Annotated in this window: 22 protein-coding genes and 1 pseudogene; 16 read left to right on the top strand and 7 right to left on the bottom strand. The window is 67.9% G+C overall.

All coding sequences use genetic code 11. The features are described 5' to 3' along the window. The first annotated feature begins 49 nt into the window (after nucleotides 1-49). From OG302_RS41735 to OG302_RS41780, 10 genes and pseudogenes are all read left to right on the top strand, one after another. Nucleotides 50-1,636 carry an oxidoreductase gene (locus OG302_RS41735; RefSeq protein WP_371749961.1) on the top strand — a complete coding sequence of 529 codons (1,587 nt, stop codon included), beginning with the start codon at nucleotides 50-52 and terminating at the stop codon, nucleotides 1,634-1,636. 389 nt (nucleotides 1,637-2,025) lie between these two features. After that, a complete protein-coding gene (locus OG302_RS41740; protein ID WP_371749962.1) occupies nucleotides 2,026-2,277 on the top strand; it encodes a ribbon-helix-helix protein, CopG family in 252 nt (83 codons plus the stop codon). Between the two features lie 3 nt (nucleotides 2,278-2,280). After that, a complete protein-coding gene (locus OG302_RS41745; RefSeq protein ID WP_371749963.1) occupies nucleotides 2,281-2,658 on the top strand; it encodes a toxin Doc in 378 nt (125 codons plus the stop codon). 405 nt (nucleotides 2,659-3,063) lie between these two features. Further along, on the top strand, nucleotides 3,064-3,462 hold the full coding sequence (locus OG302_RS41750) for a DUF3592 domain-containing protein (RefSeq protein ID WP_371749964.1): 399 nt from the start codon (nucleotides 3,064-3,066) through the stop codon (nucleotides 3,460-3,462). 99 nt (nucleotides 3,463-3,561) lie between these two features. After that, nucleotides 3,562-3,683 (top strand): annotated as a pseudogene (locus OG302_RS41755) (ATP-binding protein); the annotation flags it as partial. A 669-nt stretch (nucleotides 3,684-4,352) separates the two neighbouring features. Further along, a complete protein-coding gene (locus OG302_RS41760; RefSeq protein ID WP_371749965.1) occupies nucleotides 4,353-5,291 on the top strand; it encodes an IS630 family transposase in 939 nt (312 codons plus the stop codon). Nucleotides 5,292-5,328: 37 nt separating this feature from the next. Then, a complete protein-coding gene (locus OG302_RS41765) occupies nucleotides 5,329-5,850 on the top strand; it encodes an HAD domain-containing protein (RefSeq protein WP_371749966.1) in 522 nt (173 codons plus the stop codon). Between the two features lie 235 nt (nucleotides 5,851-6,085). Beyond that, complete coding sequence (locus OG302_RS41770; protein ID WP_371749967.1) at nucleotides 6,086-6,637, top strand: SigE family RNA polymerase sigma factor; 552 nt, start codon at nucleotides 6,086-6,088, stop codon at nucleotides 6,635-6,637. Then, nucleotides 6,634-8,010 (top strand): PQQ-binding-like beta-propeller repeat protein, encoded by a 1,377-nt coding sequence (locus tag OG302_RS41775; RefSeq protein WP_371749968.1) that lies wholly within the window; start codon nucleotides 6,634-6,636, stop codon nucleotides 8,008-8,010. Before OG302_RS41770 ends, OG302_RS41775 begins: the two co-directional genes overlap by 4 nt. Nucleotides 8,011-8,135: 125 nt before the next feature. Beyond that, the gene (locus OG302_RS41780) at nucleotides 8,136-8,885 is read left to right on the top strand and encodes a transposase family protein (RefSeq protein ID WP_371749969.1); all 750 of its coding nucleotides are present in this window, start codon (nucleotides 8,136-8,138) and stop codon (nucleotides 8,883-8,885) included. A gap of 99 nt (nucleotides 8,886-8,984) precedes the next feature. Here the strand turns inward: OG302_RS41780 and OG302_RS41785 are convergent, their stop codons facing one another. From OG302_RS41785 to OG302_RS41795, 3 genes are all read right to left on the bottom strand, one after another. After that, nucleotides 8,985-9,593, bottom strand: coding sequence for a hypothetical protein (locus OG302_RS41785; protein WP_371749970.1), 609 nt, complete (start codon nucleotides 9,591-9,593; stop codon nucleotides 8,985-8,987). 767 nt (nucleotides 9,594-10,360) lie between these two features. Beyond that, a complete protein-coding gene (locus tag OG302_RS41790; protein WP_371749971.1) occupies nucleotides 10,361-11,392 on the bottom strand; it encodes an IS481 family transposase in 1,032 nt (343 codons plus the stop codon). A gap of 107 nt (nucleotides 11,393-11,499) precedes the next feature. Next, nucleotides 11,500-11,625, bottom strand: coding sequence for a hypothetical protein (locus OG302_RS41795; RefSeq protein ID WP_371749972.1), 126 nt, complete (start codon nucleotides 11,623-11,625; stop codon nucleotides 11,500-11,502). A gap of 115 nt (nucleotides 11,626-11,740) precedes the next feature. Here OG302_RS41795 and OG302_RS41800 point away from each other — a divergent pair, with 115 nt between their 5' ends. Then, nucleotides 11,741-12,985 (top strand): pentapeptide repeat-containing protein, encoded by a 1,245-nt coding sequence (locus OG302_RS41800; protein WP_371749973.1) that lies wholly within the window; start codon nucleotides 11,741-11,743, stop codon nucleotides 12,983-12,985. Nucleotides 12,986-13,006: 21 nt separating this feature from the next. Here OG302_RS41800 and OG302_RS41805 read toward each other — a convergent pair whose 3' ends face one another. After that, a complete protein-coding gene (locus tag OG302_RS41805) occupies nucleotides 13,007-13,372 on the bottom strand; it encodes an FAD-dependent monooxygenase (protein WP_371749974.1) in 366 nt (121 codons plus the stop codon). A 164-nt stretch (nucleotides 13,373-13,536) separates the two neighbouring features. On the opposite strand from OG302_RS41805, the gene OG302_RS41810 reads away from it, so the two are divergent. Continuing rightward, a complete protein-coding gene (locus OG302_RS41810) occupies nucleotides 13,537-14,514 on the top strand; it encodes a TetR/AcrR family transcriptional regulator C-terminal domain-containing protein (protein WP_371524767.1) in 978 nt (325 codons plus the stop codon). Nucleotides 14,515-14,790: 276 nt separating this feature from the next. Here OG302_RS41810 and OG302_RS41815 read toward each other — a convergent pair whose 3' ends face one another. Continuing rightward, nucleotides 14,791-15,198: an NUDIX domain-containing protein gene (locus OG302_RS41815; RefSeq protein WP_371524765.1), complete on the bottom strand. Its 408-nt coding sequence runs from the start codon at nucleotides 15,196-15,198 to the stop codon at nucleotides 14,791-14,793. A gap of 613 nt (nucleotides 15,199-15,811) precedes the next feature. On the opposite strand from OG302_RS41815, the gene OG302_RS41820 reads away from it, so the two are divergent. From OG302_RS41820 to OG302_RS41830, 3 genes are all read left to right on the top strand, one after another. Further along, complete coding sequence (locus OG302_RS41820; RefSeq protein ID WP_371524763.1) at nucleotides 15,812-16,483, top strand: HNH endonuclease family protein; 672 nt, start codon at nucleotides 15,812-15,814, stop codon at nucleotides 16,481-16,483. 603 nt (nucleotides 16,484-17,086) lie between these two features. Further along, nucleotides 17,087-18,316 carry a cytochrome P450 gene (locus OG302_RS41825; protein WP_371524761.1) on the top strand — a complete coding sequence of 410 codons (1,230 nt, stop codon included), beginning with the start codon at nucleotides 17,087-17,089 and terminating at the stop codon, nucleotides 18,314-18,316. A 5-nt stretch (nucleotides 18,317-18,321) separates the two neighbouring features. Further along, nucleotides 18,322-18,522, top strand: coding sequence for a ferredoxin (locus tag OG302_RS41830; RefSeq protein WP_371524759.1), 201 nt, complete (start codon nucleotides 18,322-18,324; stop codon nucleotides 18,520-18,522). 51 nt (nucleotides 18,523-18,573) lie between these two features. Here the strand turns inward: OG302_RS41830 and OG302_RS41835 are convergent, their stop codons facing one another. Next, nucleotides 18,574-18,918, bottom strand: coding sequence for a DUF6009 family protein (locus OG302_RS41835; protein ID WP_371750391.1), 345 nt, complete (start codon nucleotides 18,916-18,918; stop codon nucleotides 18,574-18,576). 103 nt (nucleotides 18,919-19,021) lie between these two features. Between OG302_RS41835 and OG302_RS41840 the strand changes: the two genes are divergently transcribed. Beyond that, on the top strand, nucleotides 19,022-19,399 hold the full coding sequence (locus OG302_RS41840; protein ID WP_371524757.1) for a nuclear transport factor 2 family protein: 378 nt from the start codon (nucleotides 19,022-19,024) through the stop codon (nucleotides 19,397-19,399). A 1,058-nt stretch (nucleotides 19,400-20,457) separates the two neighbouring features. Here OG302_RS41840 and OG302_RS41845 read toward each other — a convergent pair. Beyond that, nucleotides 20,458-21,420, bottom strand: a complete 963-nt coding sequence (locus OG302_RS41845; protein ID WP_371524755.1) for a ScbA/BarX family gamma-butyrolactone biosynthesis protein — start codon at nucleotides 21,418-21,420, stop codon at nucleotides 20,458-20,460. Between the last annotated feature and the right edge of the window lie 262 nt (nucleotides 21,421-21,682).

Here is a 21,682-nt window from a genome sequence, read left to right on the forward strand (position 1 = left end):
TTCATCGGGTCTTGTCATGGGCGGGCCCGAACCGGAAAGATCGTCGATCATGCGTCTCGACGAACTCAACGCTGGTGAACGTCAGTTGTGGAACTCCTTCGCCCAGGGCGGCGCTGTCGATGTCCGCGACGCCCCGGAAACGGCGGAACTTGAGGTGCGGGCCGAGGTCATTGCGGCGCTGCTGCTGGGTGCCGGCACCGATCCCGCCCCCGGCGACCGCCCGGCACTGCGCCTGACCGGCGCCCGCATCATGGGCAGGCTGGATCTGCAATTTGCCGAGATCCCCGTGCCGGTCGTCCTGGACGAATGTCGCTTCGACGAAGTGCCCCTGCTCCGGGGCGCGAGAATCCGCGAGCTGGCCCTGACCGGATGCGCCCTGCCAGGTCTCGCCGCCGACGCAGCCCAGATCGACGGCCGGCTGGTCCTGTCCCGCTGCCACCTGACCGGGCCCCTCGTACTCACCCGCTCCCAGATCCACAGTGACCTGGACCTCCGGGACACCGTGATCACCGCGCCCGGGGCCGAGGCGATATCCGCTGTCCACCTCATCGCGGGCGGCGACGTGCTGTGCACCAACCTGGCGGTCCGGGGAACATTCCGCTGCTCCGGCGCCGCCATCTCCGGCGAGTTCGACCTTGAGGGCGCCTCCCTGCGCAACCCCGACGGCCACGCCCTGGACGCCTACCACGTCCAGATCACCGAGGACTTCACCTTCCACCCGGGCTTCAGCGCCGAAGGGCGGATCATCCTCTCCGGTGCCACGGTCGCGGCGGCGATCGGGTTCTGTGGGGCTCGGCTGAACAACGTCGGCGACGTTGCGCTGGAGGCCATTGACGTCACAGTCGCCCGCAACTTCGACCTCGGCCAAGGGCTCCGCGTCGACGGCGGCATCAAACTCGACGGCAGCAGCATCGGCACGCAGCTCAGCTTCCGCGATGCCACGCTGACGAACCCCGGCGGAACAGCCCTGTCCCTGCGGCTGGCCCGGGCCCGGGAGACCGATCTGCGCACCCAGCAGCCGATCGACGGCACCGTCGACGCGAGCAATGCCCAACTGGGCACCCTGTACGACACCCCCGGCACCTGGCCAGCCGACCTCCGACTGGCCGAGACCACCTACGACGCCCTCGCCATCCCCCTGACAGCCGCCGAACGGCTTGACTGGCTCCGGCGCAGCACCGACGCCTACCTCCCCCAGCCGTACGAGCAGCTCGCAGCCGCCTACCGACGGCTCGGACACGAGGACGAAGCACGCACGGTGCTCCTCGCCAAGCAACGCCATCGCCGTGCCATGCTCCCTCTGCATACCCGCGTCTGGGGTTACATCCAGGACGCGACCGTCGGCTACGGCTACCGGCCACTCCGCGCCGGCCTATGGCTCACCGCTCTGCTCGCCTGCGGCGCACTCTTCTTCAGAGCCCATCCTCCCGCACCTCTCGAAGCGGAGAAGGCGCCACCATTCAACGCCGTCGTCTACACGCTCGACCTGCTCGTCCCGATCACCATCTTCGGACAGGACGTCGCCTTCGCACCACGAAGCACTGGGCAGTGGCTCGCCTACGCACTGACCGCTGCCGGGTGGATCCTGGCCACGACCGTCGCCGCTGGCATCTCACGGGCGATCAACCGCCAGTAACGAACCAACAGCCACGACGTGACTCGGTATTCACGTTCAGAGCGTTGCCAGTTCTCATGGAGATTGTCGGGCCCTGTGATCGCTAAGTGCTGCGAAGAGCCGTCGACAAACGTTGCCCGCTCCCACTTACAGAACCATCGGGCGGACCAGCGTGGTGGAGTGCTCCAGAATCTCTCCGACGATGACGTCGAACAGCACGTCGACCTCGCCGACGGCCAGGAGGTCTTGCGCGCCAGCGCGGCATCTGGCCCTGCACCCCGGATTCCGGTTGCGGCAGCCGTTCGGCAACCCCGCCAGCGCAGTGCGGGCGAGTTCGTCCGGTACCGCTCTTGATAGCCGTTGACCTGCATATATTTACGCCTCGGTACCTGCGCGGTACCGTTTGGGGCATGCCCGCTCTCAATGTGGAATTCAGCGACCAGGAGCTCGAGGAGCTGCGCGCCCTCGCCCAGGAACGCGGCACCAGCATGAAGGCCCTCATCCGTGAGGCAACCGCAGACCAGATCACCCGCCACCGGGCCCTGCGGGAAGCCTCCGAGATCTTCCAGGCCACGTTCCGCAACCCCGACCTGGCCGCCGCCATCGCGGCCGCCGGCATCGACGACGGGCCAGCCCCCCGCGCGACAGGACAGGCCGCCTGACCCATGGCACCCGTCCTGCACATTGACGTGCCCTGGCTGCTGCAACAGCACGAAGCAGCCCTGCCCGACCAGCCGATGGTCGCCGACTTCTCCGCCCTCGTCGCGGCCGTGGCCCGCCACCGCGTCGACCCGCCCCGTCTGGGCTACGACTCCGACCCCTCCTGGCGTGCCGCGGCGCTCCTGCAGACCCTCGCCCTGCTGCGGCCCCTGCCGGCCCACAACGTCCGCTTCGCCTGCGCCACCGTGGTCGCCTACATGCACGCCTCCGGACAGGGCCTGGACGCCCCCTTCGGGGAACTCGTCGATCTCACCCAGCAGTTGATGACCGCCAAAGCAGGCATCTTTGCCGCAGCCGACCAGATCCGCTCCTGGAGGATTTAGGAACCCCGGTGAGACCCGCCCCGTCCAGCTGGAGCTGGAGCTGGAGCTGGCCGACGGAGGCGCGACTCTCACTCAACTCCCCGACGGCCGCGGCTACGTGCGGGAGGCCACCGCCGGCCAGGCGGCCAAGGAATTTATTTTGAAGTCCTGAATGCTCATTACGATGTTTTCCAGGCCCAGGCCGAGTGTTTTGGACCAGCTCTCCAGTTGTGTCGGATTCTCTTTGGCGTCCTTGAATTCTTCGTCGATGCATTCCTTCGAACCTACGCCTTTCCTGCGTCGAGGGATTTTTCTATCCTGCTTACCTGCTGGTAGACGTCATCGGTGGAATGATTGGCTACGGTATTACTCCTTGACCGGTAGTTGCTGTCGTGGTAGAAGGGGCGGAACCGTCAAGGAGGGGCGATGTTCAGTGGCGCGGTGATACCGATTGCCGTTATTGCGATCTTTGTTCTCTATTTCTCCGCTGGCATCTACAAGAGGGACCGTGCGTTGTGGTCCCGGGGGATCCGCGTTTCCGCCGCATGCGTCAATGAAGCGCGAGAAAATAACGGATCGGTTTCCCTTCTGGTGCAGTTCGAGGAAACCTCCGGGACGGCCGTGCAAGTGAGTGTCGGCCCTTTTCGGTATCCCCCAGCAGGCCGAGGCGAGGAGCTTGAGATCGTTTACGACCCCCGGGATCCGGCGAATTCTGCCACCCCGGATCGGATGAGCAGCGGGAGAACCGCACTCGCGTTCGCGATCGGGTCGACGGTTGTAGTGACGGTCTGTCTTGTGCTCTTGCTTTTCGCGTATGCCTTCTAGAGGTTCCCGGCTGAGAAAGCGCTGCATCTCCTGGTTGCGATAAGGGGTGTCTGGAAGTGTCCTTCTGAGTAGCAGGACGGCCCGCATAGGGTGGGATACGTGATCATCTGGCTGAATGGCACCTTCGGCGCCGGTAAGACCACCACCGCGAAAGAGCTGCCTCGCGTATCCCAGAGTCAAGGCTCTTCGATGCCGAGAAGGTCGGAGAGATGCTTTGGCATCGAAGAGCGGGCGGTTCGGCGCCGAGCTGGTTAGCCGTCGGCCCTGGTCCATGCGCCCACCAGACTCCACCCGCATCTGCGCTTGTTGGGGTCGGCGACTCCAGGGGCCAGTCGGCCAGTTGGCCCTGAGCAGGCTGGCCAACTGTGGTTGAGCGTAGGCCCGCGAACTGCTGTCTCGCGCACTGCTCTGGCCACCTATCGCTTGAGGTCACAGCGTCGCTGGCGGCACGTGGGGTGTTGTGACTGAGCGCGCGAGTTGGCACCTGGTGTGGCGAACAGGCCGAGATCAGGCGTCAGGAAGCCTGGGCCCACCCCATACGCACCGTCTCGGTGGCATAGGCGGGATACATGCGCAAAGTCCATCTGGTCGGTGCCGGGGGCCACCTGCGACACCGGCGCGCCCATCGACCCGGTCGAGCAGACCACCGGAGCCGACGGGTCCAGCCTCTCCTGCGACCCGGCCACCGACACGCACAACTACGTGTGGAAGACCGACAGCGCCCTGGAAGGACACCTGCCGCACCTTCGACCTGAAAATGGCCGACAACAGCGACCACTCCGCCCACTTCAAGTTCAGCTGACCTATACAGCTCGCGGCGGTGCCCGGCCGGTTGGCCGGGCACCGCCGCGAGCCGAGCGGGGTGGCGCGGGCGGGTGTATCCCGGCGGGATGCGATATCCCGACGGTGGCGGCCTGACCGCCACGCAACGCATACGGCGGGAGCGGGTACGCAATGAGGCCGCCGACCTATTCACCCGGGGGCTCACGGCCCGGCAGGTGGCCAGGCGCCTGCGGGTCTCCCGCAAGGCGGCCTATGCCTGGCGTGCGCGCTGGCGGACCGGCGGCAGGGCGGCGCTGCGCTCGAAAGGGCCCAGCGGACGCCTCTCCCGGATGCGGCCAGCTTGGCGCGCCTGGCTGGCCACGGAGCTGGACCGAGGCCCGGCGGCCCACGGATGGCGGGAGGATCAGCGGTGGACGCTGGCCCGGGTGGCCACCGTGACCGCGCGGCGTTTCCATGTCCGCTTCAGTCCGGCTCGGGTCTGGCGGATCCTGCGGCAGATGGGCTTCACAGCACAAGTCCCGGTGCACCGGGCCGCCGAACGCGAGCCGCACGCCACCGCCCGGTGGTATGAGGAGACCTGGCCGCGGGTGGAACAGGCGGCAAGGGATCAGGATGCGTGGCTGTGCTTCGCCGACGAGTCCGGCCACACCCTGCGGCCGCCGAAGGCACGTACCTGGTCGCGGCGCGGCCACCCACCCTTCATCCGGACCTGCGCCAAGGGATCCGGCCGGATCTCGCTGGCCGCACTCGTGGGCCAAAAGCCCGGCCACCGCACCCGGCTCGTCTTCCGGATCCTTTCCCACCACGGGCGCAAGGGCGAGAAGAAGGGCTTCAGGGAACGCGACTCAGCCCGCCTGCTGGACGCCGCCCACCAGCAGCTCGGCGGCAACATCGTGCTGCTGTGGGACAACTACACCCACCATGTCGATGCCACCATGCAGGAGTTGATCGCTAAGCGGTCCTGGCTGACCGTACGGATGCAGTATCGCCCTGGGCTCCTCGACGGATTCATCGCCGAAACGGGACTGCCCCTGACCACGCCGTAATGTCACCCCAAAGCGAAATGGTCAGTATCGTGCTCCCGTGACTGGTTCCGTGCAGCGGGCCCTGCTGTTTCTCGATGTCGATGGGCCACTCATCCCGTTCGGCGCGGTGTCCCAGTCGTATCCGTTCTATGCGACAGGTCCTGAACTGCCCGATGCGGACGCGAATCCGCTCCTGACCAGGATTAATCCCGAGCACGGGCCCCGGCTGGCGGCGCTTCCGTGCGAGGTGGTCTGGGCGACGACATGGATGGCGGACGCGAACGAGTGCATCGCGCCCCGCATTGGTCTGCCGCAGTTGGCGGTGGTGGTCTGGCCGGAGCCGTCCGATATCGATGACCAGGACGAAGGGAACGGCCTGCACTGGAAGACCCGTGCCCTTGTCGAATGGGCTGCGGGGCGCCCGTTCGCCTGGGTCGACGACGAGATCACGAACACCGATCGGGCCTGGGTCGCTGCCCATCATCAGGGGCAAGCCCTGCTCCATCGTGTCGATCCCCGCCGTGGCCTGGCTGACAGCGACTACGCGGCTCTCGAGTCGTGGCTGCGACAGCCGGTCTGACACAGCTGGAGAACATCAAGAGGCCGCGGGAACGACCTGGTGGCGCTGGTGGGGCGGTCCGCCGCCCGTGAGGGCGGCGGACCGTCGAACGAGGAGAGGTACATGCGCATGCCCGGCCCCTAACCAGCGCCCGCCGGGACCGCACCAAGATTTTGTGCGCACATAATCTCGTCCGTCGAAGGATAGCTGGGGGCGGCCCATCGCGTCGTGATGGTTGCGAAGAAGGGGAGGGTCGATGGAGGCCTCAAGTCACGACGAGTTCCGGGAGTTCGTAGCGATGCGCTCCACCGCGCTGCTGCGGCTGGCGGTGCTGCTCACCGGCGGGGACCGGTATGCGGCGGAGGATCTGCTGCAGATTGCGCTGATGAAGGCCTACGGACGCTGGGCGCACATCGAGCAGCCCGAGGCGTATGTCCGCCAAGTCCTGTACCGCCAGCAGGTCAGCCGCTGGCGGCTGCGCGGTCATCGCGCCGAGACGACGGTGCCCGTACTGCCCGAGTCCGGCGGCGCGGCAGGTCCCGAGTCGGACACCGAGCTGCGGGTCGCGCTGTGGGCCGCGCTGCGTCGGCTGACCAAGCGGCAGCGGGCCGTGGTCGTGCTGCGCTACTTCGAGGATCTGCCGGAGGGCGAGGTCGCGGAGCTGTTGAGGTGCCCGGTCGGCACGGTGCGCAGTACTGCGCACCGCTCGCTCGCCAAGCTCCGTGCGCTCGTCCCGGAGCTCGGGCCCGAAAGGCCCGTGGAACAGGCTCAGTCGCTCAGCTACACGCCGAAGGAGATGCAGGGATGACGACGGAGCGGGTGGAGGAGAAGGTCCGCGAGACGCTGCACGCGGTCGCCCTGGATCAGGTGCGCGCGCCCGGGGACCTGGTCGAACAGGTGGAGCGGCGGCGCAGTCGGCGCCGCTTCTCGCAGGTCGCGGGGGCGGCGGTGGCTGTCGCCGCGATCACCGTAGGGGCGTTGTTCGGTTTCGGCGGTGCGGGTGTGACCGACGACGACCGTCCCGCACGGCCCGCGGTGTCGCCGGAGGGCTGGCAGCCGTGGGAGAAGGACACGGCGGGTGCCGCCGGACGGGGCTGTCTGGTGGACGGCTCGGCGCTGTACTGCAGCGGGTCCAAGTACGACGCCGCCAAGTTCGACGCGAACACCGGCGAGCGGCTGTGGACGGTCAAGGTCAATCGTGAAGGCGACGGGATCGACCACCCGTTCGCCGTGCGCGACGGCGTGGTCTACGCCTACCGCAACCACACCGCGCAGAACGAACCGAACGGCGACTACGCCGGCGGCACCGATCTGATGGCGGTGGACGCCGACGACGGCGACGTGTTGTGGACGGTCGAGATGCCGCAGGACGACCGCACCGACCAGGCCGCGATGCTCATCGACGGCGCGGTCCTCGCCAACACGCCGAACCTTCGTACGATGTCGGCCCTCGATCCGCGGACCGGCAAGGAGAAGTGGCGCCACACCTGGGACAAGGGGGCCGCGTGCCAGCGTGCGGTGCTGGGTGGTGTGCCCCATCTGGCGTGCACGCCGGACGTCGAGAAGCCGGAAAGCACCGACATCCTGCGACTCGATCCCGCCACCGGAGATGCCAGGAAGGTCGCCACGCTCCCCGGCGGGCAGCAGCTCGTCGGTACCTCCGGAGACCGCATGGTCCTGACCGCGGCGAACGAGCCGGCAGTCGGCTTGGACACGAACGCCCGCAAGGACCTGCGGCTGACCACCATCAGCGGTACCGGCAAGCAGACCTCGCATTCCTACCGGGTCGGGGGAGCGTTGGCCTCCTTGGATCTGGTCGGTGACCGCCTGATCACCGTGAACTGGAAAGGCAAGGCCTCGGCCTATTCGCTGACCACGGGAAAGACCCTGTGGACGGGCTCGGTCGGCGTCGAGCTGCCCGACGAGGACTCCATGCACGATGTCGCGTCTCCCGTGGTGTCGATGGCGCAGGGGGTCGTGTACTTCCTCGGCGAGCGCGGGGATCTGGCCGGCCTCGATCTGAGGACGGGTCAGCGGGTCTGGCGTGAACACGTGGACTTCGGTGAGCCGAAGCCGGGTGCCGGCTTCTGGAGGTCGGCACAACTCATCCTCTACAAGGACGCGTTGATCGTACGGAAGGGCGGCGAGATCGTCTCCCTGCTGCCGGGGGTCGGCCACTGAGCGTTTTCAGTGCGGCCACTGATCGGGTGGCGGGGGCGGTGTGAGGTCGAGGTACGCAACGGACAGGGCTCCCGTGCCGTTGAGTGAGGTGTTCGACGTCTCAACTCAGCAGCACAGGAGCCCTGTTGGTTCCGTATCCTGCCGCACTCGACCTGCCCCACGCCTTGGTCGAGTGGGTCACGATGCTCATCGTCACCCGCGAGGGGGGTCGGCGGTGCAAACTCCCGCCGCACGGCCGTGCGCTGGTCGCACTCGTGTACCTGCGTCGCCATGACACTCTCGCCCGTATCGCCAGAGCCTTCGGGATATCCGTCGCCACCACCCACGCCTACGACACCGCGGTCACCGGTCTGCTCGCCGAGCAAGCGCCGGGCCTGCTGAAGACGCTGCGCGCGCACGACCCGGACTTCGTCCTCCTGGACGGCACGCTCACAGAGTGCGACCGTGTCGGCGACGGCGGGGCCGACTACTCCTCGAAACACAAGCGGCACGGGGTGAACGTGCAGGTCGTCACAGACCCGGCCGGTGAGATTCTGTGGCTGTCGCCGGCACTGCCGGGCCGCGCCCACGATCTGACGGCCGCCCGCACCCACAAGATCCTCCGAATCTGCGCGCGCCAGGGTGTTCCGATCCTCGCCGACATGGCCTACATCGGGGCGGGCGACTGGGTCACCACCGCCAAGCGCCGCCCGCCCGGCGGTGAACTCACCCTCACCGAGCGGACCGAGAACCGGGCCCTGTCAGCGGCCCGGGCACCTGTCGAACGAGGCATGGCACGGCTGAAGTCCTGGCAGATCTTCCGCAGATCCCGCATCAGCCCCAACCGCATGAGCGTCATCACCCAAGCCGTCCTCACCCTGGAGAAGCAACGCTGAAACGCTCACTGCTTGACAGCACTCAGCAGTGACGGGGTGCGGTGATGTCCCGGGCGGATGCTTCTCCTCATGCCACTGCGATCCGCTCACCCAACATGATCAGCAGGGGAGCGTGGTCTTGCCAGCAGCACCGGTGGCGCCGGTGGTGCCGTTCGCGAACATTGTGGCGGCGGTTCCGTTGCCGCCGGGCTTACCCGGGCACACCGGGCTGGCCGCGCCGCCGGCGCCACCCGTACCGCCCGTGTGGCCGCCGCTGACGACGGCGGCGCCGCCGTTGCCGCCCATACCGCCGTTGATGCCGGTCCCGTCGTCGCCGACGCCGCCTACGCCGCCCTTGCCGCCGGTACCGCCAAGCTTGGCCTCGCCGCCGGAGCCGCCGTTGCCGCCGTTGCCGTTGGCGCCGCCGGCCCCGCCTGTGCCGCCCAGGCCACCGACGCTCGCGATGCCGCTGGCATTGCCTCCAGTCCCTCCGTTGCCTCCGTTGCCGTTGGCACCCGCGGCGCCACCGGTGCCGCCGAGGCCACCGATACCACCAAGGACCCCAACGCCGTTGGCCCCGTTACTGCCGGGTGCCCCGGCGGCGCTGTGGGCCCGGGCGCTGCCCGTACCCTGCTGGGCGGCGGCGAGAGCGGGCGTCACGGTAAGGCCGGCTACCGCGATCGTGGCGATCAGGAAGGTCCTGGCGGTGGTTGTGCGCATGGTGCGCATGGTGTGACTTCCTTCGATTGTTCAGGCGGAGAGGTACTCCGCCTGACACTTTTCAACGTAGGGGAGATGGAACGTGCCACATACCCCGAATGCTTATCAACTGTCCTTAAATAGACTAAATCAGCAAACTTTGGCTACTAATCACCATTTCTGGCTACGCTAGCAACCACGCCTCCGTGCAGAGTCCCGAAGACCTCGAACACGTCGCCCAACAACTCAACGGCCGACCACGCAAAACGCTCGGCTGGAGAAGTCCGGCCGAGCGCTGCGTAATCTACTGACGACGACGTAGGCCATCAGGTGTTGCGAGGACCCCAAGAATCCGCCGCCTGGGCCTTCCGGTCCACGAGCCGCCTCCAACCAGCCAGACCAGAGGGGACGTTGCCGATACCCCCCGAGACCACCCCTGAACGCGCCCGCGCGCTGTACGAGCAGATGATTCCCGCTTCGAGCGGAACCCGGTGCTGCCCGCCCTGGAAAGGGTGGCGCCGCACGGCCGACTGCGTCTCAGGACGCCGGTGAAGTCGATGACCTGGACCTTCTGCGCCCGCGGCACGGGCACCCACGAGCACGTCAGCGTGAACGTGGAGACGATGGCGGTCGAGTGGTGCCTACTCGGCCCCGTGCCGCACGGGGATCGAAGGGGCGTCTCGGCTGGGCCTTTCGTGCACGTCGAACTCGCCGACGGGCAGGCGGCGCGAGAGGCAGACACCACACGCGAGGTGGTGCACCTCCCCGCTGACAAATGCATCGGCCACAGTGGGAGCCTAGACCTCCGCGCCAGATAGCGGCGGCGGATAGCCGCTCGTGGTCAGATGTACAGGACGATCGCGCAGCGCGGCTACGGGTGGGGTGCCCGGTCTGAGGACGTATCGCCTACGCGGGTTCCGGAGGAACAAAGGCGTGGGTGTCGTGAGACAGGGCGTGCACGTGGGTCCGGGGCGAGTGAACGCTGCTTGGCGTTCGGCACCGCTGGTGTAGGGCCGGTGGTAGGCCCATTCGTCGAGCAGGGTGCGGTGGAAGCGTTCGACCTTGCCATTGGTCTGCGGACGCCAGGGCCGCGTCCGGCGCGGCTGGATGCCCAGCTGCCGGCAGGTCTCGTGCCAGGTGGTTTTCGTGGAGGCCCAGGCATTGTCGGTCAGCACTCGTTCGACGGTGATGCCGTGGCCGGTGAACCAGGCGGCGGCCCGCTGTAGGAAGCCCGCGCAGGTGGCCGCCTTCTCGTCGGGCAGGTCCTCGGTGTAGGCGAGCCGGGAGCGGTCGTCCAACGCCGTGTGCAGGTAGGCCAGTCCGGCCCTGTCACGGTTCTTGCGGCCTGCGGCCCGTCCCAGCACGCGGTGGCCGCCGCCGTCGGGGATGCGGCCCAGCTTCTTGACGTCGATGTGGAGCAGTTCGCCGGGCCGTTTGCGTTCGTAGCGGCGGATGGGCCGGCCGGTGGCCCGGTCCAGCGTGGCCAGCGGTGGTAGGTGATGGTCACGCAGGATGCGGTGAACGGTCGAGGCGGCAATGTGGCTGCGTACCGCGATCCGTTGGGGGCCGATGCGGTGTTCCTGGCGTAGTCGTACCACCTGTTCTTCGACACTGGCGGAGGTTTTATGCGGTGAGTGGTGCGGGCGGCTGGAGCGGTCGTGCATGCCCCTCCAGCCCTGGAGGCGGTATCGGTCGGCCCAGCGTTTGGGGGTGGTGTGACTGACCTGGAACCGTTCGGCGGCCCGCCGCAGTGGCCGGCCGTCCTCCACGATGCACCAGGCTAGGCGCAGTCTGCCGGTGGGAGTGAGCGGGGCGTTACGGTGGCGCATGAGGGCCTCCTGCACTCGGCGGTAGATGTCGCAGTCGCCACCGAAACCAGAAGGCCCTCACCCATGCAAGTCCGCACTCGCGTCACCAACGTGCCCGAACAGCACAGCTAGAGCGGTGTGACAAGCCCGTTGAAGCCGGTGTAGGAGAAGCCCTCGCTGTCGAACTGATCGCCGTACACGTAGTACTGGTGATCGCTGGCCCACACGGTGGCGGTTGCCGTGGTGGTGCTCATCGGGGGACCTCCACCCAGTACGGGTCGTTGTTCAGGACCCGGTTGGCGCTGTGGAAGGACGACAGGCCCTGGATTCTCGTGCAACCGCTGACTTCCGCGCCTTGTCTTCATCGTCATGACAGCCAACCGAAGGTCGCGTTTGGCCCCGAATGATCGGGAGTTGCGGTTGTGGAGAGTTGGTCGGGCACTGACCTGGGCCTTCGCTGCGGCTGTTCTGGTCTCGGGCGGCATCTTCTACGGGCTGGTAGCGCTGCTTGGCTTCAGGGAGATTGACACCGCCGCCAAGCTCGATGCCAAGACGCTGTTCGACCTGGTGAAGCTTTCCTTTGGGGTGGTCGCCGGGGCTGGCGCGCTCGTCGCTCTGGTTGTCGCCTACCGTCGCCAACGCGTCGACGAGGCCGGCGCCCACCGTGAAGCCACGCGCCTGCACACCGAACGCTTTTCCCAAGCAGTCGACAGACTCGGATCGGACTCACCCGCAGTTCGGCTCGGTGGGGTTCACGCACTGGCTGGCCTCGCCGACGACGCTCCCACGCAGGACTTGCGTCAGACCTGCATCGACGTCCTGTGTGCCTACCTCCAGCTCCCCTTCACGCTCGATCCCGGCAACGGCGACCCGGCCCACCAGGAGGCACGCCATCGGTATCTGGCCCTTCGCAAAGTCCGGCATACGATCCTGCGCCTCATTGGTGACCACTACCGACGCCCCATGGGAACCCACCGATCCTGGCAGGGCTGCGACCTTGACCTCACCGGCGTCATCATCGACTGCAACATGGACTTCAGCGGAGCGGTGTTCTCTGGCGGCACGGTGAACTTCAGCGGAGCGGTGTTCTCTGGCGGTGCGGTGCACTTCAACCGTGCGATGTTCTCTGGCGGTGCGGTGTACTTCGGCGACGCGGTGTTCTCTGGCGGGACGGTGTACTTCAGCGGAGCGGTGTTCTCTTACGGGACGGTGCACTTTAGTGACGCGGTGTTCTCTGGCGGTGCGGTGTACTTCAGCGGAGCGGTGTTCTCTGGCGGAACGGTGCACTTCAGGGACGCGGTGTTCTCTGGCGGAACGGTGCACTTTAGTGACGCCATGTTCTCTGGCGGGACGGTCCACTTCAGCGACGCCATGTTCTCTGGCGGCGCTGTGTACTTCCGCGGAACGGTGTTCACCGGCGGCACGGTGAACTTCCGCGATGTGGTGCTCTCTGGCACTGCGGTGAACTTCCGCGGAGCGATGTTCTCTGGCGGCGCGGTGAACTTCTTAGGTGCGACGGGGCCGGTCCCCCAGGGGCTTCTCACGGCCGTCGGTACTCCTGCTCCCGCGACGGTCGTCCTTGCTTCCGCGTGGCTACCTGAGGGGGCTTACTGATCTCTTCGGTTTGGTGTCAGGTTACTCGGTGTCCGGCAGGCTGGCCTCGTGCAGCAGGTGAGCGAGATCGCCGCGGAGGATCTCGATCTCGGAGACGATTCCCTGGCCGCCGAAGCTGTCGGCGGGCATCTGGGCGGTGGTCCGGCCGCAGGCGTCGACGAGTGCGAGGCCGCGTTGGTCCACGCTCTGTGCCCTGGCCCGGTCCATCAGACCCATTCGCTCGATCACGGTGCGGCCGGCGCCGCGCAGATCCACGGTCTGCCCGCCCGGCCGGGGGTGCGGCGCGCGTTCCACGATCGTGACTCTGGAGCCTGCCTTGCGTAGCCAGTACGCCAGCGCGGGCCCGGCGATGCCAGCCCCGCAGATGAGTGTCTCGTTGTTCGGCATGATGGGAACGTACGCCGTACGCAAGAGAGTGCGCAAGCATGAAATCCCTTATCAGAGTGGGGTGTTGAGCAGTACTGCACTAGTGCTGAGGGGCGGGGGAGGGTGCTCGTGCGCGGGGATCGCCCGGAGTCGGGCGCTAGGATGACACTCATGCAGGTGCACTAGTGCAGGGGGTGTCGGTGGGCGGGCAGGCGGTGCCGCGCTACAGCCAGATCGTCGGCGAACTGCGGCAGCGGATCGAGACGGGTGAACTGGCGCCGGGCGATCGCGTGCCCTCGACCCGCGAGATCACCAAGCAGTGGGGCGTCGCGATGGCGACCGCGACCAAGGTACTCACCGAGCTGCGCCAGGAGGGGATGGTCCGTGCCGTCCCTGGCGTCGGGACGGTTGTGGCGGCCCCGAGCCGCCCGGTGCGGGCCGCCCGCCCCGCGGCCGCCTCACGCCCGGGCGGGCCGTCTGATGCGTCATCGGGCCAGGCGGCTCTCACGCTTGGACGGATCGTCGGTGCCGCCGTCGCGGTCGCCGACACGGAGGGGCTGGCTGCGGTCTCGATGCGCCGGGTGGCCGCCGAGCTCGGGGTGGCGACCATGTCGCTGTACCGGCACGTGGCCGACAAGGACGATCTGCTGACGCGGATGATGGACACGGTCATCGCGAAGTACCCGTTGCCCGCCGACCCGCCGGAGGGCTGGCGCGGGGCGATCGAGCTAGCGGCCCGGCGGCTCTGGGACCTGTTCCGCCGCCACCCGTGGTTCGCGCCGGCCCTGTCGATGACCCGCCCTCAGATGATCACTTCAGCGCTGCCGTACAGCGAGTGGACGCTTGCCACCCTGCATGCCCACGGACTCGACCTGCAGTCCGCCTTCACCGCGCACCTCATGTTGCTCAATTACGCCCGTGGTGTCGCAGTCCACCTGGAATCAGAGCAGGAGGCCGAGGCGCACAGCGGCCTGGACAGCGAGGAGTGGATGGCCACTCAGGGGCCCGCGCTCCTGGCGATTTTGGCCACCGGCCGCTTCCCCGCGCTCTCACGCCTTGCCACGGCCGGTTACGCCCTCGACCTCGACGCCCTCTTCGAGTTCGGCCTCCAGCGCCTCCTCGACGGCCTTGCCTCACTCCTCAACGAGGGCTGCGCCCACTGAACGCAGAACTCAAGGCCCTCCGGCCACCGACACCAAAAGAAGCGGCTCCAAATCGGATCCGGCCCAGTTGTGGCTGGTGGCCCTTGGGTTCGTGCCGGTTTCACGAGATCGATGATCGTTCTGCCTGTGTCTGAGCGTGCGATGGGCCATCCAGCCGGATCCTCGCGGTGTCCGGCCCGTGCGCTGGTTCTGCGCTCCTCGCCCACCGTGCGGTTGTGGTGCGGCCGTACCGCAGGAGAAGACCGCAGCAACGACCGTAAGGCCGCGGTCACGGGATCAAGAAAGCCGCCCGGCCTCGTGAAGCGCGTGGAGGGCCATCTCGTCCACGGCCGAGACTCGGTCCCGATCGGCGTAACGGAACCATGCGTGCTCGGCGATCTCCCGCGACGGGGTCAGCCCACCGCGGTGGTCGGCGGTGTAACAGATCATCCGGAAGGGGCCGTGATCCGGGTGGCCCTCGCCGATCTCGAACGTGCCGAAGTGCACCATGGAAGCGGGGTCGATCGTCGCCTGCAGTTCCTCATCGATCTCCCGCACCAGGGTCTGGCCGTCGGACTCACCCGGCTCACGATGCCCGCCCGGGAAGTAGAAGCGATCTCTGCCATGACTACGCGTCACCAATACCCGCTCGTTCCGAAGCAGGATCCACGCCACCTTCTGTGGCACGCCGTTGCCATTCGCCATGGCTTGGGACCGTATCGGAGGGCATCGTCTGCGTCAGCACCGACCGCACACTGAGCTTCTGGGAGGGTTTTGTGGGCGGGCTGGGTGTGCGTACGCCGCAGTGGGTGTGCCGTTCGGCACGGTGGTGGAAATGCCCGAGTCTTTGAAGGTTGCTCAGAACGGCAACACAGATACCCAGGAGACCGAGCTGCCTCGTTGCCGGGGGAGGAGCTCACCGTTCTGGCACCGCACCAAGCGGCGCCAGAACACTCCTTGACCCGCTGCCCCCGCGCCTCGCGAGGCCTTCCCGCCGGGCCTTCCTGCCGGGCCTTCCTGCAAAAAGGCATCTGCGACGTGCCCGTTTGGCTGTCAGAGACGACAGGTCAGGCCCCCTTTCCTGATCGGGTGTCAAGGAAGAGCGGTCGCTGACGTGAGGGGTGTGTACATCACGCCCCCACGGCGGAAGCAGGGGCAGAGACGGCAGGTGGGACGGCCGCCGCGCCGTGGCGTCCATGAGGGTGGGCCACCCGGTGCTGGGCGGCTCAACGTTTCTGCGGTGAACCTTTTCGCCCACCCGGCTGAGGCTCCTGTCGAGTGCCCGGTGTCCGCGCGCGCCGGCGGTCAGTCTGCCGGGGTGATCAAGAACTTTGTTCGCGGCCTTGCCGCGCTCAGCCTGTCCCTGACCCCTCTCCTCGCGCTGTCGCCGGTGCAGGCGGTGGGTCCCACCGAGACCACGACGCTGGCCGACGCCGTGCACCGCATTCCGGTCGCCGACGAACACCGCGAGGGCTACACCCGTACCGCGTTCAGGCACTGGAGCGCCGGTGCGGTGAAGTCCGACGGCTGCAACACCCGCGCCGAGGTACTGATCGCCGAGGCCGGCGAAGCACCGTCCGTCGGCGCGCGCTGCAAGATCACCGGTGGTGAATGGCTGTCCTACTACGACGCTCAGGAAGTCGAGGACGCCAGGGCGCTCGACGTCGACCACATGGTCCCGCTCGCCGAGGCCTGGGATTCGGGTGCCTCCGCCTGGAGCCCGGCCCGCCGCGAGGCCTACGCCAACGACCTGGCCGCTCCGGCCTCCCTGGTCGCGGTCACCGCCCGCACCAAACGCGCCAAGGCCGACCAGGACCCCTCCCAGTGGCTGCCGCCGCTGCCCGCCGCGTACTGCCGCTACGTTTCGGAGTGGGCGGCCACCAAGCTGCGCTGGGACCTGGCGGCCGATCCGGCCGAACTCGACGCCCTCGCGGTCTTTGCCTCCGGCCACTGCAAGGACACCCCCGTCACCTACACCGCCGCTTCGTAGCACGCACGGCCGGGTCCGTGCCTGGTGGTGGGGGGGGAGTTGTGCCTCGGAGCGGGGGGTGGTGGTGGCTCTCTGGTGGCCGGTCGGGTGGCCGCGCCTGCTTACTTCAGCCTCTGTGCAGCGTTGTCTGCTTGAGGCGACTCGGAACCCTACTTGGGAACTGCCGGTGTGTGGGGATGCTGTCCGGTGGTCCGCTTTGGCCGGCTGCGGGCTCTGTCGGGTGGGGGGCCTTCGCGTCCTTGGCGGGGCGGCGGTCTTGCGGGTCGCTGGCACCGCGTGGCGTGCTGGGGTGTGTGCCGGTGCGGAGTCGGCCTGTGGGGCGTGTGGGGTTTGCTGGACGTGTGCTGGAGGCTTGCTGGATGTGTGCTGGATGCCTGCTGCAGGGGGGTGTTGGTGGGGTGTGCGGTGTGGGCGTTGTGGCGTCATAGTCGGTTGTGGGTTGCGGTCGCGGCCCTGTGACCGTGCGGAGTTGCCGGTCTTTTCGGTGTCCCGGGGTGGGTGTGCCGCGCGTTGGCGCATCGGCGGGTGCCGAAGAACCTGGAACCCGTGGCTTGGTCGCCGTTGTTGAGGGATTGCGAGGCTGTTGGGCGCATGAGGTGCATCATGGACGAGTTGAGCGTTCGGGATCCCCATCCGGCGGACCCGCAGGACACGCAGTTCTTCCTCCCGCAGGGGCGCGGTTGCCCCCGCCAGGTGCCTGCGGGCCACGCTCGGCTGCGTGGCTTTTCACCGCTGGGCCGGGTGACGTGGCATGACGGCAGGCCGGTGTGGGCCGTCACCGGGCCTGGGCTGGCCCGTGAACTGCTCACCGACGCACGGCTGTCCTGCGAGCGCACATGGCCTGGATTTGCGGCGCCCGGTGGGCAGTTCGCCGCGGCCGGGGCGCGGGGAGTGCCGCTGGTCTGCGTCGAGGGCGCGGAGTGCGAGGCTCGGTGTCGGCTGCTGAGCCCGCTCTTCACAGCGCGGCGGGCCGCGTTGATGCGGCCGCGGATCCTGCGGATCGTGGATCAGTTGCTGGATTCCATGGAGCGGCAGGGCCCGCCGGCGGAGTTGGCGTCCACCTTCGCGCTGCCCGTGTCGTCGAGGGTGATCTGCACGGTGCTGGGCGTGCCGGAGATTGATCACGAGTTCTTCGAAGAACGCACCGAACGGCTGCTGAGCGGCCAGAGCGTGCAGGAGGCCGCCCTTGCCCGTGCGGAACTGGAGAAGTACCTGGGCGAGTTGACCGGCCACAGGCGGCGCGTGGCGGGCGAGGGGCTGCTCGGTGATCTGATGCGCCCTGACACTCCGAGTGGCCCGTTGAGCCGGGAGGAACTGACCGCGCTGGCGGGGATGCTGTGGGCGGGCCACGAGACGACGGCCGGCATGATCTCGCGCGGGGTCTTCACGCTGCTGCGTCATCCCGAGCAGTTGGCGGCTGTGCGGGCAGGGGAAACAACCATGGACGCTGTGGTGGGGGAACTCCTTGGGCATCGGCCGGTGCCGGACGGGCTGCTGCGGGTCGCTGTCGAGGATATTGAGGTGGCGGGCCACACGATCCGGGCCGGCGAGGGCGTCCTCTTCATGACGGCGGTCATCGACCGGGACGGCTCGGGTTTCGCGCAGCCCGCCCCGCTCGACCGGGACGGTTTCGTAGGCCGGCACCTGGCTTTTGGCTTCGGCGCCCGTCCGTGCCCGGGTCAGGATCTCGCGCGCGTTCAACTCGAGATCGCGCTTGGGCGTCTGTTCGAACGGCTTCCCGGGCTGCGGCTTGCCGGCCGGGCCAAGGAGATCCGTTCCAGGCCCGCGGCCTTGAGGGTTGAGGGTCTGCTCGAGCTGCCGGTGGGGTGGTGAACAAGATGAGGATCGAGGTCGATCTGGACCGCTGCGTGGGGGCGGGCATGTGTGCCCTGACGGCGCCGGCGGTGTTCACGCAGGACGACGACGGGTTCAGTGTGGTGCTTGCCGGCCAGGACACGGCGGCCGACGTGCCTCCGATGGCGAGGGAAGCCGCACGGGCCTGCCCCGTCAGCGCGGTATCGCTCCTGCACGAGGACTGACGCCTCTCGTGCAGGAGGGCCGTCACAGCGGGAGCGTTATCCCCCTTTCCTTCAGCGCCGTGGACGGCGGGCCGCCCTTCGAGCACGTGGGTCTGGTACTCCTTGACGCACGGCGTGAGGGGAGGGGGATCCACTGCTTCGCCCAGGGGCTGCGATGGCATAGAGGCCTTCGGGCTGGCTGTCGCGGTCGTGGGGCAGCAGCCAGAACACACGGCGCCGGAAGGTGCCCGGTGCCCGGGATGCTTGGGCGGTGGGGCCGGGCACGGCAGAGCCGGCCATGCGCCGCTCACGGTGGGCGGGCTTTCCCGTGCGGGTGGGAAGGCGGTCCAGGCTCTGGCGGAGGTAGTCGAGCCGGTCGATGTCCGTGGGCCAGACGAGGGCGGTCTCGTGGCTGATCTCGCCCTTGAGTGATCAGGGAGCTTATGAGGTGGCGTCCCCACCGTGATCGGAAGGCGGCTCGCGGGACGAGCGCCCGCGCAACGGCTGGTATTACTGGGGTATGCAGGAAGAGACGGCATGCTCCGCGATCGACACGTTCATCTCCGCGTTTAACGCCTCGGACGACAGTTATGTGACTGCCCTGCTCTCCCAGGCCCTGACCTCAGATGTGGTCTTCTGGGGGCCGTTGGGTCGCAGCGAAGGAATCGCGGCGGTCGAGCGGTTCGTGCTGGACATCCGGCGCCACCCAGCGGGGACCGGCACGATGGTGCGCTGCTCAGCGGTGGACATGCCTGACGAGTGGGCCCGGTACCAGTGGGTCTTCACCATGCCGGATGGAGGCCCCCGTCTGGCGGGAACGGACGTCGTCCATCTGCGGCTGAACCTCATTGACCAGGTCATCGTCTTTGCTGGGGAGATCGAGCCGTCCGCCTCCTGAGTCGTCCGTCTGTCGCCGTCCTTCTCGTGAAGCGGTGAACTACACCTCCACGGAGCGACGCGGATGAGCCCATCGGCCACGAGATGTGTCATCGGACCTGGAGCTGGACAAGGACCAGAACGGCACATTCCTGGCCTAAAGGGGGCTCGGCCGTGGACTCGGTCTCCCCGGAAGACGCGCAGCAATGCGTCGGCCGTCCAGTCGCTGTCGCTGCTCTTAGCGACCCGGGTCACCTCCCGAGCCCTGGGGTGGTGTGCACCGCCGACGCGGCCGAGGTAGCGCGAGCTCCTGAAGAGATCGGGAACCTGACCAAGCTCACGCTCACGAAACTGGGGCAGCCTCCGCGTGGATGTCCTGAGGTGACGCAGGCCTGGGGGAGACTGCGCCGCACTCACGCGAGCGTGCTGGGCTTGTTCGAGATACTCCACACCGTCCCGACGCGGCCTGCACGCCACCGAAGCACTCCGGCGGCTGCTTCAGAACTGCCCCGAGCTGGACCGAACCCATGACCTGGTGCGGCAGTTCGCGGCGATGCTCGCCGCCCGCGACGCCGGCCCGCTGCCGGACTGGCTCGAACACCTCGCGGCCTGCCCTCTCCCACCCTGGCCAGCCTGGCCAGAGCCATCGGCGAGGACCGACACGCAGTCGTTGAGGGAATCACCACCCGTTCAACTCCGGCGTCAACGAAGGCCGGATCACCGGCCTGAACTCCAGAAGAGGATCATGGCCGGCCATGCCGGAGTTCCACTCCTGCGTCACCGTGTCGTCCTCATGGCCGGACTCCGACGCCGCTACCCGTGACGGAGTGTCACCGGCGCACGGTGGCACACTCCCACTTCACGAAAATCCTGCCAGGGCCGCGTTCACTTGTCCGCCGACATGCCCGGCCGCTGCCCGCTGCCCGCTGCCCGGCTGCTGCCCGGTGCCCGGTCGGTGCTTGGTGCTTGGTGGTGTGGGTCGTTCTGTCGTCGGGTCGAGGCCGGGTGTCGAGGCTGGGTGTTGGGGTGTTGGTCTGGGTGCTGGTTGGGGTGCTGGTTGGGGCGGGGAGGCTCCCCTGGTCAGGCCGGGGCGAGTTGGCCGGAGAGTTCTGTGCGGAAGACCGGTTTGTCGTTCTGCCATCCGGTGACGGCGACGCGGGCCGTCCCGTCGTCGGCGCCGGGTACAGCCTCGGCGTCGATCCAGCAGGGGGCGTCGTATTCCACGTACCGGTGAAAGACAGTGGTTGCCCCGCAGGCGGCGAAGGCGCGGGGGGACAGCAGGGCGAACGCAGCCTGGCGTGCTGCTTCGATGAGGACCATGCCGGGGACGTGGTCGCCGATGTGGTCGAAGAGGACCGGGTGGCGGGCGTCGGTGCTCAGCAGCCAGCGTTGGGGGCGGTCGGCCTCGGAGAGGACCACATCGCGGGAGAACATCCGGCCCACGAGATGGGGTGCGAGGAGGGGCGGCCGGACGGTGGACGGCGTGGCCGCACTCTGTTCACCGCGCAGCCGACGGTAGGTAGCGGGTGCGATGCAGGTGAAGTGCCCGCTGCCGTGCGCGGTCGGCTGTCCTTCGCGCGTGATCGTGACGTGCATGGCGAACTGCGCGAGACGGTTGCCCTTCCACACCAGATCCGTGCAGTCGGCCTCCAGGTCGAGGTTGCTCGGATAGTCCTTGATCAGGAGGTGGTCGGGATGGGTCGCGTACTGCATGTCGTGGAGCAGGAAGTGATGACTGAGCGGAACGTCCCACTCCGAGTGAGCGAGGAACATCCCGACCTGGCGGATCGTTTCGGCCGCCTGCAGCGGGTCGTGGCGGAGTCCGTCCGTGCTGGTGAAGAACGTGTGGGCGCGGGGCCATTGGCCGGTGAGAGCGAACCGCGTGCCGTCCACCTGGCGGCATCCGGTGAGGAACACCTCGGCCAGGCAGGCGCGGTGTACGTACTCGCGTGGCACGGTGGTGGTGAGTTGGGGGGAAAGGACCCCGGCGGCGGGCCGGGGGGCCGGTATTGCTGCCTCTGTCTGGTGGGCGAGCACAGTCATGGCGTCTCCATGGCGGCTGTTCGAAGGGTGGGGCCGGCAGGGCAGATGGCGCTGGAACCACTAAGATACGTACCCACCGGTTTTGTTCAAGCGGTTCTCGACAACTGTGCGTTCGAATAAACCGCGAGAAACCAGAGCTCTGAACCCGTTTCAGGGCAACTGGGGCACATTTCCGGCCCGGAGAAGCCCGTGCACACCTGGGCGCGCCAGAGGGCGAGTGATAGAATACGGGCTTGCCGGTTTTTTTGGGATGGAGCAAGGG

The organism is Streptomyces sp. NBC_01283 (genome assembly GCF_041435335.1).
GTDB lineage: Bacteria > Actinomycetota > Actinomycetes > Streptomycetales > Streptomycetaceae > Streptomyces.

Excerpts from the sequence above, each read along its gene's own strand:
- OG302_RS41735 (WP_371749961.1), top strand. The coding sequence starts at position 50 with ATGCGTCTCGACGAACTCAACGCTGGTGAACGTCAGTTGTGGAACTCC.
- OG302_RS41740 (WP_371749962.1), top strand. The coding sequence starts at position 2,026 with ATGCCCGCTCTCAATGTGGAATTCAGCGACCAGGAGCTCGAGGAGCTG.
- OG302_RS41745 (WP_371749963.1), top strand. The coding sequence starts at position 2,281 with ATGGCACCCGTCCTGCACATTGACGTGCCCTGGCTGCTGCAACAGCAC.
- OG302_RS41750 (WP_371749964.1), top strand. The coding sequence starts at position 3,064 with ATGTTCAGTGGCGCGGTGATACCGATTGCCGTTATTGCGATCTTTGTT.
- OG302_RS41760 (WP_371749965.1), top strand. The coding sequence starts at position 4,353 with ATGCGATATCCCGACGGTGGCGGCCTGACCGCCACGCAACGCATACGG.
- OG302_RS41770 (WP_371749967.1), top strand. The coding sequence starts at position 6,086 with ATGGAGGCCTCAAGTCACGACGAGTTCCGGGAGTTCGTAGCGATGCGC.
- OG302_RS41775 (WP_371749968.1), top strand. The coding sequence starts at position 6,634 with ATGACGACGGAGCGGGTGGAGGAGAAGGTCCGCGAGACGCTGCACGCG.
- OG302_RS41785 (WP_371749970.1), bottom strand. The coding sequence starts at position 9,593 with ATGCGCACCATGCGCACAACCACCGCCAGGACCTTCCTGATCGCCACG.
- OG302_RS41790 (WP_371749971.1), bottom strand. The coding sequence starts at position 11,392 with ATGCGCCACCGTAACGCCCCGCTCACTCCCACCGGCAGACTGCGCCTA.
- OG302_RS41795 (WP_371749972.1), bottom strand. The coding sequence starts at position 11,625 with ATGAGCACCACCACGGCAACCGCCACCGTGTGGGCCAGCGATCACCAG.
- OG302_RS41800 (WP_371749973.1), top strand. The coding sequence starts at position 11,741 with ATGACAGCCAACCGAAGGTCGCGTTTGGCCCCGAATGATCGGGAGTTG.
- OG302_RS41805 (WP_371749974.1), bottom strand. The coding sequence starts at position 13,372 with ATGCCGAACAACGAGACACTCATCTGCGGGGCTGGCATCGCCGGGCCC.
- OG302_RS41815 (WP_371524765.1), bottom strand. The coding sequence starts at position 15,198 with ATGGCGAATGGCAACGGCGTGCCACAGAAGGTGGCGTGGATCCTGCTT.
- OG302_RS41825 (WP_371524761.1), top strand. The coding sequence starts at position 17,087 with ATGGACGAGTTGAGCGTTCGGGATCCCCATCCGGCGGACCCGCAGGAC.
- OG302_RS41830 (WP_371524759.1), top strand. The coding sequence starts at position 18,322 with ATGAGGATCGAGGTCGATCTGGACCGCTGCGTGGGGGCGGGCATGTGT.
- OG302_RS41840 (WP_371524757.1), top strand. The coding sequence starts at position 19,022 with ATGCAGGAAGAGACGGCATGCTCCGCGATCGACACGTTCATCTCCGCG.
- OG302_RS41845 (WP_371524755.1), bottom strand. The coding sequence starts at position 21,420 with ATGACTGTGCTCGCCCACCAGACAGAGGCAGCAATACCGGCCCCCCGG.